Annotated in this window: 13 protein-coding genes; 4 read left to right on the forward strand and 9 right to left on the reverse strand. The window is 75.4% G+C overall.

All coding sequences use genetic code 11. The features are described from left to right. The first annotated feature begins 603 nt into the window (after positions 1-603). Entirely contained in the window at positions 604-1,281 is a 678-nt protein-coding gene (locus ACF089_RS34950; RefSeq protein ID WP_392035961.1) for a pentapeptide repeat-containing protein, read from the forward strand. A 129-nt stretch (positions 1,282-1,410) separates the two neighbouring features. On the opposite strand, the gene ACF089_RS34955 is transcribed toward ACF089_RS34950, so the two are convergent. Genes ACF089_RS34955 through ACF089_RS34970 form a run of 4 tightly spaced genes read right to left on the reverse strand, consistent with a single transcriptional unit; the run spans position 1,411 to position 6,587 of the window. Further along, positions 1,411-2,343, reverse strand: a complete 933-nt coding sequence (locus tag ACF089_RS34955; RefSeq protein WP_392035964.1) for an LD-carboxypeptidase — start codon at positions 2,341-2,343, stop codon at positions 1,411-1,413. Next, positions 2,340-4,385, reverse strand: a complete 2,046-nt coding sequence (locus ACF089_RS34960) for a prolyl oligopeptidase family serine peptidase (RefSeq protein WP_392035967.1) — start codon at positions 4,383-4,385, stop codon at positions 2,340-2,342. Before ACF089_RS34960 ends, ACF089_RS34955 begins: the two co-directional genes overlap by 4 nt. Before the next feature lie 23 nt (positions 4,386-4,408). Next, on the reverse strand, positions 4,409-5,761 hold the full coding sequence (locus ACF089_RS34965) for a M20/M25/M40 family metallo-hydrolase (protein WP_392035969.1): 1,353 nt from the start codon (positions 5,759-5,761) through the stop codon (positions 4,409-4,411). Beyond that, positions 5,754-6,587 carry a M55 family metallopeptidase gene (locus ACF089_RS34970; protein ID WP_392035971.1) on the reverse strand — a complete coding sequence of 278 codons (834 nt, stop codon included), beginning with the start codon at positions 6,585-6,587 and terminating at the stop codon, positions 5,754-5,756. The genes ACF089_RS34965 and ACF089_RS34970 overlap by 8 nt, the downstream gene beginning before the upstream one ends. A 209-nt stretch (positions 6,588-6,796) precedes the next feature. Here ACF089_RS34970 and ACF089_RS34975 point away from each other — a divergent pair, with 209 nt between their 5' ends. Continuing rightward, entirely contained in the window at positions 6,797-7,333 is a 537-nt protein-coding gene (locus ACF089_RS34975; RefSeq protein WP_392035974.1) for a hypothetical protein, read from the forward strand. 61 nt (positions 7,334-7,394) lie between these two features. Here the strand turns inward: ACF089_RS34975 and ACF089_RS34980 are convergent, their stop codons facing one another. From ACF089_RS34980 to ACF089_RS34990, 3 genes are all read right to left on the reverse strand, one after another. Next, a complete protein-coding gene (locus ACF089_RS34980) occupies positions 7,395-8,147 on the reverse strand; it encodes a class I SAM-dependent methyltransferase (protein ID WP_392035977.1) in 753 nt (250 codons plus the stop codon). A 41-nt stretch (positions 8,148-8,188) separates the two neighbouring features. Then, complete coding sequence (locus ACF089_RS34985) at positions 8,189-8,722, reverse strand: PAS domain-containing protein (RefSeq protein WP_392035980.1); 534 nt, start codon at positions 8,720-8,722, stop codon at positions 8,189-8,191. Between the two features lie 246 nt (positions 8,723-8,968). Beyond that, positions 8,969-9,436 carry an SRPBCC family protein gene (locus ACF089_RS34990; RefSeq protein ID WP_392035982.1) on the reverse strand — a complete coding sequence of 156 codons (468 nt, stop codon included), beginning with the start codon at positions 9,434-9,436 and terminating at the stop codon, positions 8,969-8,971. Between the two features lie 164 nt (positions 9,437-9,600). Here ACF089_RS34990 and ACF089_RS34995 point away from each other — a divergent pair, with 164 nt between their 5' ends. Further along, positions 9,601-10,668 carry an Rv2578c family radical SAM protein gene (locus tag ACF089_RS34995; protein WP_392035985.1) on the forward strand — a complete coding sequence of 356 codons (1,068 nt, stop codon included), beginning with the start codon at positions 9,601-9,603 and terminating at the stop codon, positions 10,666-10,668. A gap of 28 nt (positions 10,669-10,696) precedes the next feature. Here ACF089_RS34995 and ACF089_RS35000 read toward each other — a convergent pair whose 3' ends face one another. Then, complete coding sequence (locus tag ACF089_RS35000) at positions 10,697-12,529, reverse strand: helix-turn-helix domain-containing protein (RefSeq protein ID WP_392035988.1); 1,833 nt, start codon at positions 12,527-12,529, stop codon at positions 10,697-10,699. A gap of 192 nt (positions 12,530-12,721) precedes the next feature. Between ACF089_RS35000 and ACF089_RS35005 the strand changes: the two genes are divergently transcribed. After that, positions 12,722-13,327, forward strand: a complete 606-nt coding sequence (locus ACF089_RS35005; protein ID WP_392035991.1) for a hypothetical protein — start codon at positions 12,722-12,724, stop codon at positions 13,325-13,327. Positions 13,328-13,572: 245 nt separating this feature from the next. On the opposite strand, the gene ACF089_RS35010 is transcribed toward ACF089_RS35005, so the two are convergent. Then, on the reverse strand, positions 13,573-14,139 hold the full coding sequence (locus ACF089_RS35010; protein WP_392035994.1) for a HEAT repeat domain-containing protein: 567 nt from the start codon (positions 14,137-14,139) through the stop codon (positions 13,573-13,575). Positions 14,140-14,393: the final 254 nt, after the last annotated feature.

Raw genomic sequence — 14,393 nt, forward strand, 5'->3', positions numbered from 1 at the left:
CCTTCCCGCCCGCACCCCGCCGCCCGGCCCCCGGGCCCGCGCCTTCCCGCCCGCACCCCGCCGCCCGGCCCCCGGGCCCGCGCCTTCCCGCCCGCACCCCGCCGCCCGGCCCCCGGGCCCGCGCCTTCCCGCCCGCACCCCGCCGCCCGGCCCCCGGGCCCGCGCCTTCCCGCCCGCGCCCGCCCCCGGCCTCCGGCGGCGCCCCGGCCGCGCGCTCTCGCCCCACGGCCCCAGGAGCCCGGATCGCGGCGCGGGCCCACCGGCGGTCCTGGCGGAGAATCAATTCTGGCGAACTCGGCGCGCGGGCCGCGCCACGGGCTCCTCGCACCCCACGGGCCTTGTCCCGACCGGGGCGACGGGCCCCGAGGAGCGGCGACCGGCCCCGGAAACGACGGAGCGCCCACCAGGGAAAAGCGGCCTTTGTCGTGTTGATACGGATTCCCCGAGGGCTGCGCGGCACGACGGCTCGTACGCCGCGAGCCGCGCGCGGGCCGGAGCCGATTGGCCGTGCGGCGGCGGCGCGCGATAGGCATGGACCCGGTCCCGCACCCCGCCGCGAGCGCGCCGGGACCTCCCCGTACCCGGATCCGCTGGAGGAAGACCGTGCGAGCCCGCGCCGCCCGAAGCCGTACCCCCCGGGATCTCTCCCGGCTGCCCTACGCCCACCGGCTGGAGCCGTTCACCGGGGAGATCGAACGCGAGGGAAGCCATGAATGGCTGCGTTTCGACGGTGGGGAGCTGGCGGAGGCGGACGGCGGCGGGAGCGACTTCACCCAGTGCGCGTTCTCCGGGGTGACCTTCACCGGGGGCCGCTACCGGCGCGCGCGCTTCGACGAGGTGTGGCTGCACTCGGTCCGGGTGGTGGGCGCGGATCTCGCGGACAGCTCCTGGCTGGACGGCGAGTGGGCGGAGAGCGTGCTCGCGGGCGCGGAGCTGTCCGGGGCGCAGCTGCGCCGCGTCGTCTTCCACCACTGCAAGTTCGACTCGGTGAACGCCCGGACGGCCCGGTTCCGGGAGGTCTCCTTCGTCGGCTGTCTGCTGCGGGACGTCGATTTCGGCGGGGCCGCGCTGACCGATGTCGACTTCCCCGGCTCGACGCTGGACCGGGTCCGTCTCGACCGGGCGACGCTGACCGGGGTCGATCTGCGCGGGGCGGCCGGGCTGGGCATCGCCTCCGGGATCGAGGCGCTGCGGGGCGCGACGGTGAGCACCCCCCAGATCCTGGATCTCGCGCCCGCGCTGGCCGGGGTCATCGGCCTGACCGTGCGGGACGACGACTGAGCGCCGTCCCGCACCGTGACGGCGCTCAGCCGCCGTCCGTCCCGCACCGTCCGGCGCACGGATTCACGGATTCACGGACTCGCCCGGAGTCGCGGACTCGCGGACTCGCGGATGCAGCGGGTCACCGGGTCACCGCAGCGCGGGCTCCTCCAGGGTGAGCGTGCCCGCGTCGGCGTCGAGGACGGCCGTGACGCCCAGCGGCACCGTCAGATTGACGTCCCCGTGGCCGAAGCCCAGCTCCTCCACCACCGGCACGCCGAGGCCGCCGAGGCGGTCCCGCAGCACCTCCCGCACCCGCTCGTACGGACCGCACTCGGCCCAGGAGCCGAGCGCGACGCCGGTGACGCCCGCCAGCAGGCCGCCGCGCAGCAGCTGGGTGAGGACGCGGTCGAGACGGTAGTCGCTCTCCCCCACGTCCTCCAGGATCAGCAGTCCGCCCTCGGCCGAGGCGCGGGCGTGCGGGGTGCCGGCGTCGGCGGCGAGCAGGCTGGCGCAGCCGCCGAAGGTGACGCCCCGGGCCCGGCCGGGGACCAGGGCGCGGGCCGTCGGCCGGCCGATGACGCGGGCCGTCCCGGGCTCGAAGAGGGTGGCCCGCAGCGACTCCCGGGTGGTCTCGTCCTTGAGGAAGGTGAGCGTGCCGACCATCGGTCCGTGCAGGGTGGCCAGCCCCGCGCGGAGGGCGAACGCCTCGTGGAGGGCGGTCACATCGCTGTAGCCGACGAACGGCTTGGGTCCGGCGGCGCGGATCGCCGTCCAGTCGAGACGGTCGGTCATCCGCTGGACGCCGTAGCCGCCCCGGGCGCAGAGCACGGCGGCCACCGAGGGATCGCACCACGCCTCGGTGAGATCGCGGGCGCGGTCCCCGTCGTACGCGGAGAGATAGCCGAACTGCCGGTGCCGGCCCCGGACATGGGGCATGACGACGGGGTCGAGGCCCCAGGAGCGCAGGATCTCCAGGCCCTCGTCGAGCCGGTCGTCGGGGACGGGTCCGCTGGGGGCGACGACGGCGACCCGGTCCCCGTGGCGCAGCCGCCGGGGACGGGTGAGCGGGGCGAGGGTCACGAGGTCAGCTCCAGGGGCGGGACGTCGGTGCGCGGGACGCCGAAGGTCCGCGCGTACAGGGCGAGTTCGGCCTCCAGGGCGCGGATCATGGTCTCCGCCCTGCGGAAGCCGTGGCTCTCCCCCTCGAAGGCGAGGTACGCGTGCGGAATCCCGCGCCCCGCGACCCGGGCGAGGAAGCGCTCGCTCTGCGCGGGCGGGCAGATCACGTCGTCCAGCCCCTGGAGGAGCAGGAAGGGGGCGGTGACCCGGTCGGCGTGGAGCAGCGGCGAGCGGGTGCGGTAGCGGTCGGGGAACTCCCCGGCCGGTCCCAGCAGCGAATCGAGATAGCGCGACTCGAAGTCGTGGGTCTCGTCGGTCGCCCAGCTCTCCGGGTCGAGGACGGGGTAGAGGATGGTGCCGCAGGCGTAGACGTCGTTCGCGATCAGCGAGGCGGCGGTGGTCCAGCCGCCCGCGCTGCCGCCGCGGACGGCGATCCGGTCCGGGTCGGCGGCTCCCTCGGCGGCCAGCGCGCGGGCGACGGCGGCGCAGTCCTCGACGTCCACGACGCCCCACTGTCCGCGCAGCCGGTCGCGGTACTCCCGGCCGTAGCCGGTGGATCCGCCGTAGTTGACCTCGGCGACGCCGATGCCGCGGGAGGTGAAGTAGGCGATCTCCAGATCGAGGACGAGCGGGGCGCGGCTGGTGGGCCCGCCGTGCGCCCACACCACGTACGGCGGCAGCTCCTCCTCGGGCGCGGTCCACTCGGGGTGGCTCGGCGGATGGATGTGGGCGTGGATCTCGCGGCCGTCGGGTCCGGTGAAGACGCGCGCCTCGGGCTCGGGGTAGTGAGCGGGGTCCACCGGGTCGGTGTGGGCCGCGCCGACGACCCGGGTGTGGCCGGTGCGGGTGTCCAGCTCCACGATCTCGTAGCCGCTGCGCGGGGAGGCCGCGACGCCGATCACCCGGTCGCCCTGGACGGCGAGGGCGGGCGCCCACTCCGTCCAGGGGCCCACGGCGTCGGCCACCTCGCCGCTCTTGGGGTCGAGGATGCCGAGCGCGGTGGTCCCCGTGCCGTGGATCACGGCGATCAGTCCGTTCTCCAGGGGGTGGCACCACTGGAGGCCGATCTTCCAGAGGGGGCCGCCGAACTCCTCCTCGCGGCCGGGGCAGAGCGGGGTCCCGAACGCGCGGCGGGCTGCGGGGCCGGCCGGCCGGTCCGGGTCCGCCGGGGCCCCGGCGGACAGCCGGTCCGCGTCGACCCGGTGCGGCGCCCACCAGCCGTCGGCGTCGGTGAGCAGGAGCAGGGAGCCGTCGGGGGCCCACTCGACCTGGCAGACGGACTCGTCGGGGCCGCCGGGGACGGACCGGACGCCGGCGAACGTCCCGTGCTCCGTCACATCGGCGAGCATGACCTCGGTGCCGTCCCACGGCATCGCGGGGTGGTCCCAGGCGATCCAGGCGGCGTGCCGGCCGTCCGGGGAGAGCCGGGGGCCGGTGACGAAACGGCGCCGGTCGTCGCAGAGTTCGCGTACCGCGCCCCGGTGGTCGGCGGCCGAGCCGTCCAGGGGGACGGCGGCGATCACCCGGCGCACATCGGTGGGGCGGGGGCCGGTGAACTCCTCCAGTACGCCCCAGACCTCGCCCCGCTCCGGGTGGATCCGCAGATCGGCCCAGCGCAGCCCGTCGCCGACCGGCGAGAGGGGGGTGAGGGGGCGGGGCGCGGACCCGGGCCGGTCGGGTTCCACCGCGTACAGCCGCTGGTCGGGGAAGTGGACGAAGACGACGAGCGGGCCGCCGTCGGCGCGGTCCGCGGCGGCCCAGGGGTGTCCCCCGTACTCGATGACGCGGCTGCGCACATTCCAGGGCTCGGGGAGCACGGACTCCTCCGTGCCGTCGGCCCGGCCGCGGATCAGCGCCCGGCGGCCGCCCTCGGCGGGGCGGGGCGCGGTCCACCAGACCTCCGCGCCGACCGTGCCGAGGTATTCGGGCCGGCCGTCGTGCGAGGCGGCGAGCGCCGCGTCGATCGGCGACGGCCAGCTGCCGTACGCGCCGGTGGATGCCATGTCCGTCCTCCCGTGTGACGCCCTCATGCCGAGCGCAGATAGTGGTCGAGCACCTCGACGCCGAAGTGGAGCGCTTCCACGGGGACGCGTTCGTCGACTCCGTGGAACATCGCGGCGTAGTCGTAGCCGACGGGCAGCTTCAGCGGCGAGAAGCCGTAGCCGGTGATCCCGAGGCGGGAGAACTGCTTGGCGTCGGTGCCGCCGGACATGCAGTACGGCACGACGTGCCCGTCCGGGTCGAAGCGCTCGATCGCGGCGCGCAGTTTGTCGTACGTGGGCGAGTCGACGGGCGCCTGGAGGGGCCTCTCGCGGTGGTGGAACTCCCACTCCACGTCGGGTCCGGTGAGCCGGTCCATGGTGTCGTGGAACTCGTCCTCGGCGCCGGGCAGCATCCGTCCGTCGACATAGGCCGTGGCGTGCTCGGGGATCACATTGACCTTGTATCCGGCGTCCAGCATCGTCGGGTTGGCGCTGTTGCGCAGGACCGGTTCGACGAGGGAGGCGGCCGGGCCCAGCTTGGCGACGAGCGCGTCGGCGTCGAAGTCCTCGGCGTGGACGTCGGCGTCGATGCCGTGCAGCGCGGCCATCTCGGCGAGGGCGGCGCGGACGGTGGGGGTGAGCCGCAGGGGCCAGCGGTGGTCGCCGATCCGGGCGACGGCGGCGGCGAGCCTGCTGACCGCGTTGGCCCGGTTGACCTTGGAGCCGTGGCCGGCCCTGCCGCGGGCGGTGAGCTTGATCCAGGCGGTGCCGCGCTCCCCGGCGGCGACCGGGTAGAGGGTCATCCCGCCGCCGGCGTGGAAGGAGAAGGCCCCGGACTCGCTGATGCCCTCGGTACAGCCCTCGAAGAGGCCGGCGTGCTCGGCGGCGAGGAAGCCGGCTCCGTCGGCGGCGCTGTCCTCCTCGTCGGCGGTGTAGGCGATCACGATGTCCCGGCGCGGCCGGACGCCCGCGCGGGCCCAGGCCCGGACCACGGAGAGGATCATCGCGTCCATGTTCTTCATGTCGACCGCGCCGCGTCCCCAGACGACTCCGTCGCGGACCTCCCCGGAGAAGGGGTCGACGCTCCAGTCGGCGGGGTCGGCGGGCACCACGTCCAGATGGCCGTGGACCAGCAGCGCGTCCGCCGTGGGGTCGGCGCCCGCGATCCGGGCCACTACATTGGCGCGCCCGGGGGTGCGCTCCAGCAGGACGGGTTCGAGGCCGGCGGCGGCCAGTCGCTCCGCCGTGTACTCGGCCGCCGGGCGCTCCCGGCAGTCCCCGCCGCCCCGGTTGGTCGTGTCGATGCGGATCAGCTCGGAGGTGAAGGTCACCACCTCGTCCAGCGCCCGGGCGTCGATGGGACTCGTACCGCCGTCGTGTCGGCTCACCTCAGCCATACTGCTCCTCCACCGCTGCCGAGACGATCGTGGTGACCGCCTTGAAGGTACGAATCGCCTCGTACATGGTCTCGCTGGTGTAGCCGACCCGCCGTTCGCCGCTGCCCGCGACTCCGGGCACGACGGTGGCGGCGGCCGCGAGATGCTCCGCGTCGAACTCCAGCTCCATCGCGAACGGCCCGCCCCGCACCGGCTCGTGCCGGACGGCGAGCGCCGCGGCCTCCCGGGCCGCGGACCGGATGTCGGCGGCGGTACGGGTGGGGGTGCGGCACACGGCGGCGTAGCGGGAGACATGGTCCTTGACCGCGACCATCCGGGCGTCCGGGGCGTACCCCCGGGCGTCCACGCAGGTCAGATCGTCTCCGGTGACGAGGATGACGGGGACGCCGTACTCGGCGACCACATGGGCGTTCAACAGCCCCTCGGACGCCCGGACCCCGTTGAGCCAGACGCCCGTGAGCTGGTTGGCGAGATAGGTGTGGGCGAGGACGCCCTCGGCGCCCGCGCCGGTGTGGTAGCCGATGAAGGCGATGCCGTCCACGTCCCCGTGCTGGACGCCTTCCACCATCGAGAGCGATTTGTGCCGTCCGGTCAGCATCTGAACACGTTCGTCCAGGTGTTCCAGCAGCAGATTGCGCATGCTCCAGTGGGCCTCGTTGATGAGGACGTCGTCCGCGCCGCCGTCGAAGAAGCCGAGCGCCGCCGCGTTCACGTCCGAGGTGAACATGGACCGGCACCGCTCCCACTGAGGGTGGCCGGGCAGCACATCCGCCGGCCAGGTCACTCCGGTCGCGCCTTCCATGTCGGCGCTGATCAGGATCTTCATGATTCACCCTAACCCTCCCGGTTCGACCGTCGCCGGGGCACCCCGCCACACCGGCCGGTACGGCGCTGACCTGCGGGGGCAAGGTTTCGCCACGGTTCGCCGCAGAGCGGGGGCCGAGGCCGGTCCCGTTCCCCGGCCACGGGGCATCGAGCGGGACGGGAGCGGCGCGGCGGCGTCCGCGCGCCGCGCGGGCCGGGCGTTCGACGTCGATGCGGGCCGAGTCCGCCCGCGACCTCGCCGGACAGGCCCGGGGGCACGATGCGCCGACCCGGGCGTGGGCCCGGCGGGACGAGGACCGGCAGGCGCTGACCCGTGTACGCCACACCCTGCGGCTCCAGCGGCTGGGCGGGGACCGTCTCGCGGAGGCTGACGCGCTCGACGCCGTCGGCCGGTACGGGGCCCGGCTCGGCGGGCACGGGCGGGCGCCGGCCCACCGCGGGGAGGCGCTCGCGCCGCACCGGGCGAGCGGTTTCCGTGACGGCGAGGCGTGCGCACCGGCCGGTCCGGGCTTCGTCGCCGGTCCGGCGGGCAGGCCGACCGAGGCGCTCGGCCACTACCGAAGGGCCCGCGCCCTCTTCCAGGAGCTGGGCGACATCTCCGAGAAGGCGAACACGCCGGAGCGCGTCGGGGAGGCCCTGCCGCGGCTCGGCCGGGACGAGGGGGCGCGGTCGAGCCGGCGGCGGGCCGCCGTCCTCTTCCGCGCGCAGCACCGCGAGGAGAAGGCGCAGCGGCTCGACGCGCTCTGAGCCGCTGTTGGACGGTCCGAGGGGTACGAGGGCTCGCGGGCCGGGCGGCGGTACGGGCGGGTCATCCGTCCCGGCCGACCACCAGCCACCGCGACGGGAGTTCGACGCGGGAGCCGTCGGGCTCGTACTCCGTGGTCGTCAGCGGCAGCTCCCCGGAGGCCAGCACGGAGAGCCCGGCGGCGGTGAAGAGGCAGGGCGGATCGCACTCGGCCGGCGCGCCGGGGACCAGTCCGTGCCGGAGGAGCGGGCGCAGCTTGGGCGGCGGTCCGGAGGGCTGTCGCGCGAGGTCGGCCAGCCGGCGCGCGGCGGCCTCGGCCGGTTCGACGGCGAAGGCCCGGCCGCGCGTGCCGACCAGCGCGGCGACCGCGTCGGCGAAGGGCTGCCGGTCCTTGGGGTCGAGGTGGTGCAGCACCCCCCGTACGTAGATGTTGCAGTCGTCGCCCAGTTCCTCGCGGAGCTGGGCGACCATCGCGGGGTCGACGATGTCCAGCCGCCGGAACCGGGGGGTGCCCGAGGGGGCGTCGCCGTACCGCCGGGGCCGGACCTGTCGGCGGGCGAGCGCGAGCGCGGCGGGCGAGAGGTCGGCCCCCAGCACCCGGGGGAAGCGGTCGGCGAGGAACCAGGTCTGGGTGCCGTTGCCGCAGCCGAGGTCGACCAGGGTGAGTCCGGGGTGGTCCACATGGGGTTCGTACAGCGCCAGATGGAGTCCGGCGGTGAGTTCGGGCTCCGCGTCCCAGAAGATCTCTCCGGGGACGCCGGTGGCCTCGGCCCAGAACCCTTCCCAGGCGGCCGCGTAGCGTTTCGTCACGCTCATGACTTACTCTCCATATGATATGACACAGCGTCATGAGCGGTCTATCGTCTGACCGTTGAATCGGCAAGCAGTTCGGTCGACCCGGCCGTTCTTTCCACGGCGGCGCCTCGAACCGGACGGTCTTCCCGCCCGCCGTCCCCGCGCCCCGGCACTTCGCCGTCGCCGGTCGGGCCGTACGCGTCCGTCTCCCCGAACCGGGCGGCGTCGGCGGCGAGCACGAGCAGCCGTGCGGGGCCGGGCCCGGCCATCGGACACGCCCACCAGATCACATCGATCCGCTCGCGTCCCGGCGTGAAGAGCCGGGCCCGGCCCGCCGCGAGGGACAGCCGGGCGTCGAACCCGGGGCCGCCGTCGTACGCCGCGTACTCCCCCTCCGGCGCGAGCGCGCCCGCGACCGGGAGGAGGTCGAGCGCGGGCCTGCCGACGGCGTCCTCGCGGGCGGGGCCGAAGAGCCGTCGCGCGCCGGCCGACCAGTGCGACACCAGACCGTCACCGTCCACGACCACCGCGGCGAGGGGGATCGGGCCGGGCGCGGGAGACCGCTGGGCCCTGGGCGGCGGAACACCACGGTGCATGGGTGGAAGGCTCCTTCCCCGCCGCCGGTACGCGCGGTCTCGCACCACGGTACGGCGCTGCGGAGGTCATGCGCCGGGCAACGGCGGAACAGGTCGCGCGCGCCCGCGCACAAGCCGCGCGCGACCCGGTCTCCGCGCCCCCCGCCGCACTCCCCCGTCACCCGGACGACCCGTCGGCCGGACGACCGGTCGGCCGGACCGCCCGCCGGCCGACCGTGCGACCCTCGCCGGACGCCGCCGCTCCGCCTACTTGCCGGCGTTCTCCCCGGCCGCCTTCTCGGTCTCGGCCGCGAGGTTCGCGAGCACGACGTCGTAGATACGGGCGAGCCCCTTGGGGGCGAAGGTGCGCTCGAAGAATCCGCCGATGCCGGTCGCGCCCTTCCAGACGGAGGTGACGACGGCCTTGGACCTGCCCTCGCCCGCCGGGGTGACGGTCCAGGTGGTGACCATGGACGAGTTGCGGTCCTTCTCGACCAGCTGGCCGTCGACGGGCTCGGTGACCTCCAGCAGGCAGTCGCGGACCCGCTTGCTGGTCGCCTGGAGCTTCCAGTGGACGAGGGTTCCCTCGCCGTCGCCGCCCTCGCGCACCTCGTACTCGCTGAACTGGCCGGGAAGGAGCGACGCGCGCGTGTTCGCGTAGTCGGCCAGTGTGTCGATCACGGTCTCCGCGTCCGCCGCGATGATCCGTTCCGTCGTGGCCTCGACCTGCGCCATAGCTGTTCCTCCAGCACTCGGTTGTTCGGGGGTGCCGCTTGGGCCTGGCTTAGCCAACCACCTCGGGTGCGGGGGCCCAAATCCGGGGCCCCGGAGCCCGGGACCGAGACGATCATGGGAACAAGTGTTCTAATCTGTGCTCAGTCCTGTTCGAGGAGGCGACCATGCGCTGGGACCATCTGGCCGAGAACCCGTCGACGCCGCAGTCCACCGGGGACGCCGCGCTCTTCGGTGCGTCCGCCGTGACCACGAGAACGTTCGACACTCCTGAATTCCGAGGCATCACCTTCCACGAGGTACGGGCGCGTTCGATTCTCAACCGGGTGCCCGGAGCCTCCCGTATGCCGTTCGAATGGACGGTCAATCCCTACCGGGGCTGCACCCACGCCTGTGTGTACTGCTTCGCGCGCAAGAGCCACAGCTATCTGGACCTCGACACCGGCCTCGGCTTCGACTCCCAGATCGTGGTGAAGGTCAACGCGCCCGAGCTGCTCCGCCGCCGGCTGGCCGCCCGGAGCTGGCAGGGCGCGCATGTCGCGATGGGCACCAATGTGGACTGCTACCAGCGGGCGGAGGGACGCTACCGCCTCATGCCCGGGATCATCGCGGCGCTGCGCGACCGGGCCAATCCGTTCTCCATCCTCACCAAGGGCACCCTGATCCTGCGCGATCTCGATCTGCTGGTCCAGGCGGCCGAGGTGACGGACGTCGGCGTCTCGGTCTCGGTCGGCTTCACCGACGAGACCCTGTGGCGCACGGTGGAACCGGGCACTCCGGCGCCCGAGCGGCGGCTCGACGTCGTCCGCACGCTCACCGGCCACGGCATCGGCTGCGGCGTGCTGATGGCGCCGGTGATCCCCTTCCTCGGCGACAGCCCCGACCAGCTGCGCGCCACGGTCCGCGCGGTGGCCGCCGCCGGCGCGACCTCGGTGACGCCGCTGGTGCTGCATCTGCGGCCCGGCGCCCGCGAATGGTTCATGGCCTGGCTCCGCGAGCACCACCCCTCGCTCGTCCGGCGGTACGAGCGGCTCTACGCGGCCGGGGCGTACGCGCCCACGTGGTACCAGCGCCGGATCACCCGCCAGGTGCACGAGCTGGCGACCGAGTTCGGGATCGGCCCGTCGGGTCCCGGGCTGCCCCGCCGGATCGGACGGCCGGGCGCCGGCGGGCCGGGCGGTGAGCGGCCCGAGCAGCCGGAACAGCCGGAACAGACCCAGCTGACCCTGCTCTGAGCACGGCCGCCCCGGGGGCGCGGGCGGCTCAGGGGCCCTCCGGAGCCCCGGACCCGGACTCCACGGCCCGCGCCGCGTACGTGCCGGTCCCGTCGGCCCCGCCGGCCCCACCAGTCCTACCGGCCCCGCCGCCGTCGGGGCTCCCGGTGCTTCGGGGATCCGCGCCCTCGCCCTCCGCCGACGAGGCCTCGACCCAGCGGCGGGTGACGAGGTCGTACTCGTGCGCGGTCGCGTCCCGGATCCCGCTGGTGCGGAAGGGCCGTCCGCCGTCGTCGACGCGCACCGCGCCCGAGCGGTCCCCGCTGCTCCACTCCAGCTCCAGGTACCAGTCGCAGTCGCAGCCGGCCGTGCGGCCGGTGACCAGCAGGACCTCCGGGTCCGTGGCGGAGACCCGGTAGGGGAAGGAGACGGCGGGGATCTCCACCCCGGAGTCGCTGCCCGCCACCGGCCGGGCGACCGGGCGCGGGCTGTCGAGACCGACGTCGAACATCCGGGGGGTGAGGGAGCCTCCGCAGCCCAGACTCATCCGGTAGGCGTTCCACCGGACCGGCGCACGCCGGGCGACCACGCGCACCCGCAGCGCCTGGAGGACGACGGCGCGCTCGCTCCGGCCCTGCACGGTGAGCCGCACCCTCGTGTCGCCGCCGTGCACCGCGCCGAGCGAAGCGGCCCACGGCCGGGCGTCGGACTCGGCGGGCGGCGGCGGGACGGCTCCGGGGGCGCGGCCGACGAGATAGGTGTGGTCGCAGGCGTTCTGCCAGACGTGCTGATCGGTCGTCACGGTGAACGGCGGCGTCCGGCCGTCCCCGGCCTTGGCACCGGGTTCGGTCTTGGGCTTGGTCTTGGGCTTGGGCTCGGGCTCGGCCTTCGCGGTGGCCGACGGCCCGGCCGGGGCGGCGGCCCGGGACTCCGAACCCCCCGCGCGGGCGGACGACTCCGGCGTACCGAGCCCGGGCGCGGAGGACCCGCGTTCCGTCGGTACGGAGGGGGACGCGCCGGCCGAGGGCGTGCCGGCGTCCCGCCCGGACGCGGAGGGCATCGCGCCGCGGCCGTCGGGGGTGAGCCCGGCCGAGGTCCGCCGGCCGTCCACGCCGGACGGCGGCGGTTCGTACGACAGCAGCGCGACCAGGGCGGCCAGCGCGGTCACGGCCGCGCCGACCGCCGCCCCGGCCCGCCGTCGACGCCGCCGCGGCGTTCCCGTACCTCCGGCCGCCCTTCCGAGCACGACCGCGCCGTGGGTCCCTTCCGGCGCGGGGGCATCGCCGCCCGCCCTCCCGGAACCGTCCGACACGGGGTCGCCACCGGGCCCGCCGGACACGGCCGTGACGCCCGGCCCGCCGTCCGGGGCCGCGAGGCCGGCACGCGGGGCGCCGGAGTCCGCCGCGCCGGGCCCGGTCACAGCAGCCCCTTCCGGCGCACCGGTCTCGCCGCCCCTGCCCTCTCCCTCCGCGCCGGAGGCCATCGCGTCCGGCCCCTCCGGGACCCCGGGCCCACCCGAAGCGGCCGCGTCGGACCCCGGGGAGACCGCCGGAGGACCCGAGCCCGGTACCGGCACAGGGGAAGGGGAAGGGGAAGGGGAAGGGGCTCCGGCCGCCTCCTGGCGTCTGCCGCGTTCCGCGTCGGCGAGCAGCCAGAGGCGGTGCAGCGCGACGAGTTCCTCGCCCCGGCAGCCGCAGAGCCGGGCGAAACGCTCCACGGGAGCGAACTCCACCGGGACGGTGCGACCCGAGCAGTAGCGGTGCAGCGTCGAGGCGCTCACCCCGACCCGGCGCGCCAGCGCGCCATAGCTGCGCCCCGAGCCCTCGCGCAGCTCGCGCAGCCGTCGCGCGAACGCCTCGGTGTCGGACTCTCGCGTGCTCAACCGCCCCAGCTCCCCCGCCCGTTCCGGGGCGGCGTTCCACCCCTCCCGAAGAACCCCACGTCAGCGGGGGTGGAATGGTTCCACCGTTCCATCGGCGCCCGGATCGCTTGTCCCGGGCCCGCCGCCCCGCCCAGGCTGTGGATCGTTCGGCGGACGTCCGAACGACACGATCCAGCAGGGGGAAGCACCACCATGAACACACTCCGCGCCGCCGCCGCGACCGCCGCGGCCGCCGCCATGGCCCTGGCCCCGCTCTCCGCGGCGGGCGCCGCTCCCGCCCCGGCGCCGCCGAAGCCGGCGTTCCTCGCGGCGAAGGAGCTGCCCGGCTCCCTCACTCCGTGGACGGCCCAGAAGGTGCGGCCCGGCCGGGCCGACGACCACTGCGTCGGCACGGTGCTGCCGAAGTCCTCCAGCTCGTACCGGGTCTTCCGGACCGAGCTGGACACCTCGGCGCACCAGACGGTCACGGTCGCCGCGTCCGAGGCCGGGGCGAAGCGGCTGGTCACCAAGGTCCGTGCCGCGCTGGACAGCTGCCTGGACCGGCTCAAGGAGCGGTACCCGACGCTGGAGGGCACCGCCGGGTACCACGGAAGGATCGATGTGGAGGAGGGCGCGCACGTCTACAGCGTCGACACCGCCGATCCGGCGGTCGGGTCGAGCGATGTCTCCCTGCACTCCGTCGGCCGGGACGGCAGGACGGTCACCGTCGTCGGATGGGGGCAGCTGGGCGATCTCGGGGGCGCGCCGCTGAAGGGCTTCCAGAAGACCGCCCGTACCTCGGTGGCGAAGCTGTACTGAGCCGGGGAGGGGCGGGGCGGGAGAGGCGGTGGCGTCCGGGGGCGGGTCCCCCGGACGCCACCGCCCCCGTTCACGCCCCGCGCGCCCGTGCGGTGACCGCCGCCGTGCGGTGACCGCCGCCCGGGCCGAACCGCGCCGCGGCCCCCGCCCGAAAGCACACCCCCGCAGCACGCCCCCGCAGCGCGACCTCGCAGCACGTCCCCGCAGCACAGCCCCGCAGCGCGGCCGGGACCGGCCGCCCCCGCTCACCCCAGCCGCGCCCGGGCCGCCTCCGCCGCCGCCGCGAGCCGGGGGTGGTCCCGGGCCGCCGTCAGCACCTCCTCCGCCCGCCGGTCGCCGAGCGCGCCCAGCCCCTCCACACAGGCCAGCGCCACCCGCCCGTGCGGGTCCCCCGGCGCGAGCCGCCGGCGCAGGACGGTGATCAGCGCCGGTACGGACTCGGGCGCGCGCAGCCGGATGAGCAGCCGGACCGGCACGAGGGCGTAGGCGACGCGGAGTTCGTTGGTGGCGAGGGCGGCGGCGGCGCGCGCGGTGCGGTGGTCGGCCAGCTCGAAGAGGGCGTGGGCGGCGGAGACGCAGCGCTGGGGATCGCGGTGGTTGAGCAGCAGGACCAGGGATTCGAAAGCACGGGAGTCCCCGGCGCGGCCGAGCCGGAAGGCGGCCAGCTCCCGGGCCCAGAGGGGGCGTTCGGGCGCGGTGAGGACGGCTGCCAGCTCCTCGTGGTCGGCCGTCGCCAGCAGTCGTTCGTACGCCGGGGAACCGCCGGACTCGCCGCGCAGCCGCTGGGCCAGTGACCGTAACTCCTCGTCCATGTGAATCAGCGTAACGAGGCGGACGGGCCCTGGAACCCCGGCGATTCAGATCACACTCACACGGGTCTGGCGCGCTCGTTACTCGCGAGTTAACCTCACATGAGCGGGTTACCCCCGCACAGCTCGCGGCGGCCTGGTGACGCAGCCTCCGTGGGCGCGCCGTCGGTTCGGCGAACAGTTCGGTGCGCGGATCGCTCGCGTACCGCGTACCGCTCGCGGTGCGGCCCCGGGACAGGGTCCGCCGCCCCCGCACC

It is taken from the genome of Streptomyces sp. NPDC014894 (assembly GCF_043080985.1).
Taxonomy (GTDB): domain Bacteria; phylum Actinomycetota; class Actinomycetes; order Streptomycetales; family Streptomycetaceae; genus Streptomyces.

Excerpts from the sequence above, each read along its gene's own strand:
- ACF089_RS34975 (WP_392035974.1), top strand. The coding sequence starts at position 6,797 with ATGCGGGCCGAGTCCGCCCGCGACCTCGCCGGACAGGCCCGGGGGCAC.
- ACF089_RS35010 (WP_392035994.1), bottom strand. The coding sequence starts at position 14,139 with ATGGACGAGGAGTTACGGTCACTGGCCCAGCGGCTGCGCGGCGAGTCC.
- ACF089_RS34980 (WP_392035977.1), bottom strand. The coding sequence starts at position 8,147 with ATGAGCGTGACGAAACGCTACGCGGCCGCCTGGGAAGGGTTCTGGGCC.
- ACF089_RS35005 (WP_392035991.1), top strand. The coding sequence starts at position 12,722 with ATGAACACACTCCGCGCCGCCGCCGCGACCGCCGCGGCCGCCGCCATG.
- ACF089_RS34985 (WP_392035980.1), bottom strand. The coding sequence starts at position 8,722 with ATGCACCGTGGTGTTCCGCCGCCCAGGGCCCAGCGGTCTCCCGCGCCC.
- ACF089_RS34970 (WP_392035971.1), bottom strand. The coding sequence starts at position 6,587 with ATGAAGATCCTGATCAGCGCCGACATGGAAGGCGCGACCGGAGTGACC.
- ACF089_RS34960 (WP_392035967.1), bottom strand. The coding sequence starts at position 4,385 with ATGGCATCCACCGGCGCGTACGGCAGCTGGCCGTCGCCGATCGACGCG.
- ACF089_RS34990 (WP_392035982.1), bottom strand. The coding sequence starts at position 9,436 with ATGGCGCAGGTCGAGGCCACGACGGAACGGATCATCGCGGCGGACGCG.
- ACF089_RS34965 (WP_392035969.1), bottom strand. The coding sequence starts at position 5,761 with ATGGCTGAGGTGAGCCGACACGACGGCGGTACGAGTCCCATCGACGCC.
- ACF089_RS34995 (WP_392035985.1), top strand. The coding sequence starts at position 9,601 with ATGCGCTGGGACCATCTGGCCGAGAACCCGTCGACGCCGCAGTCCACC.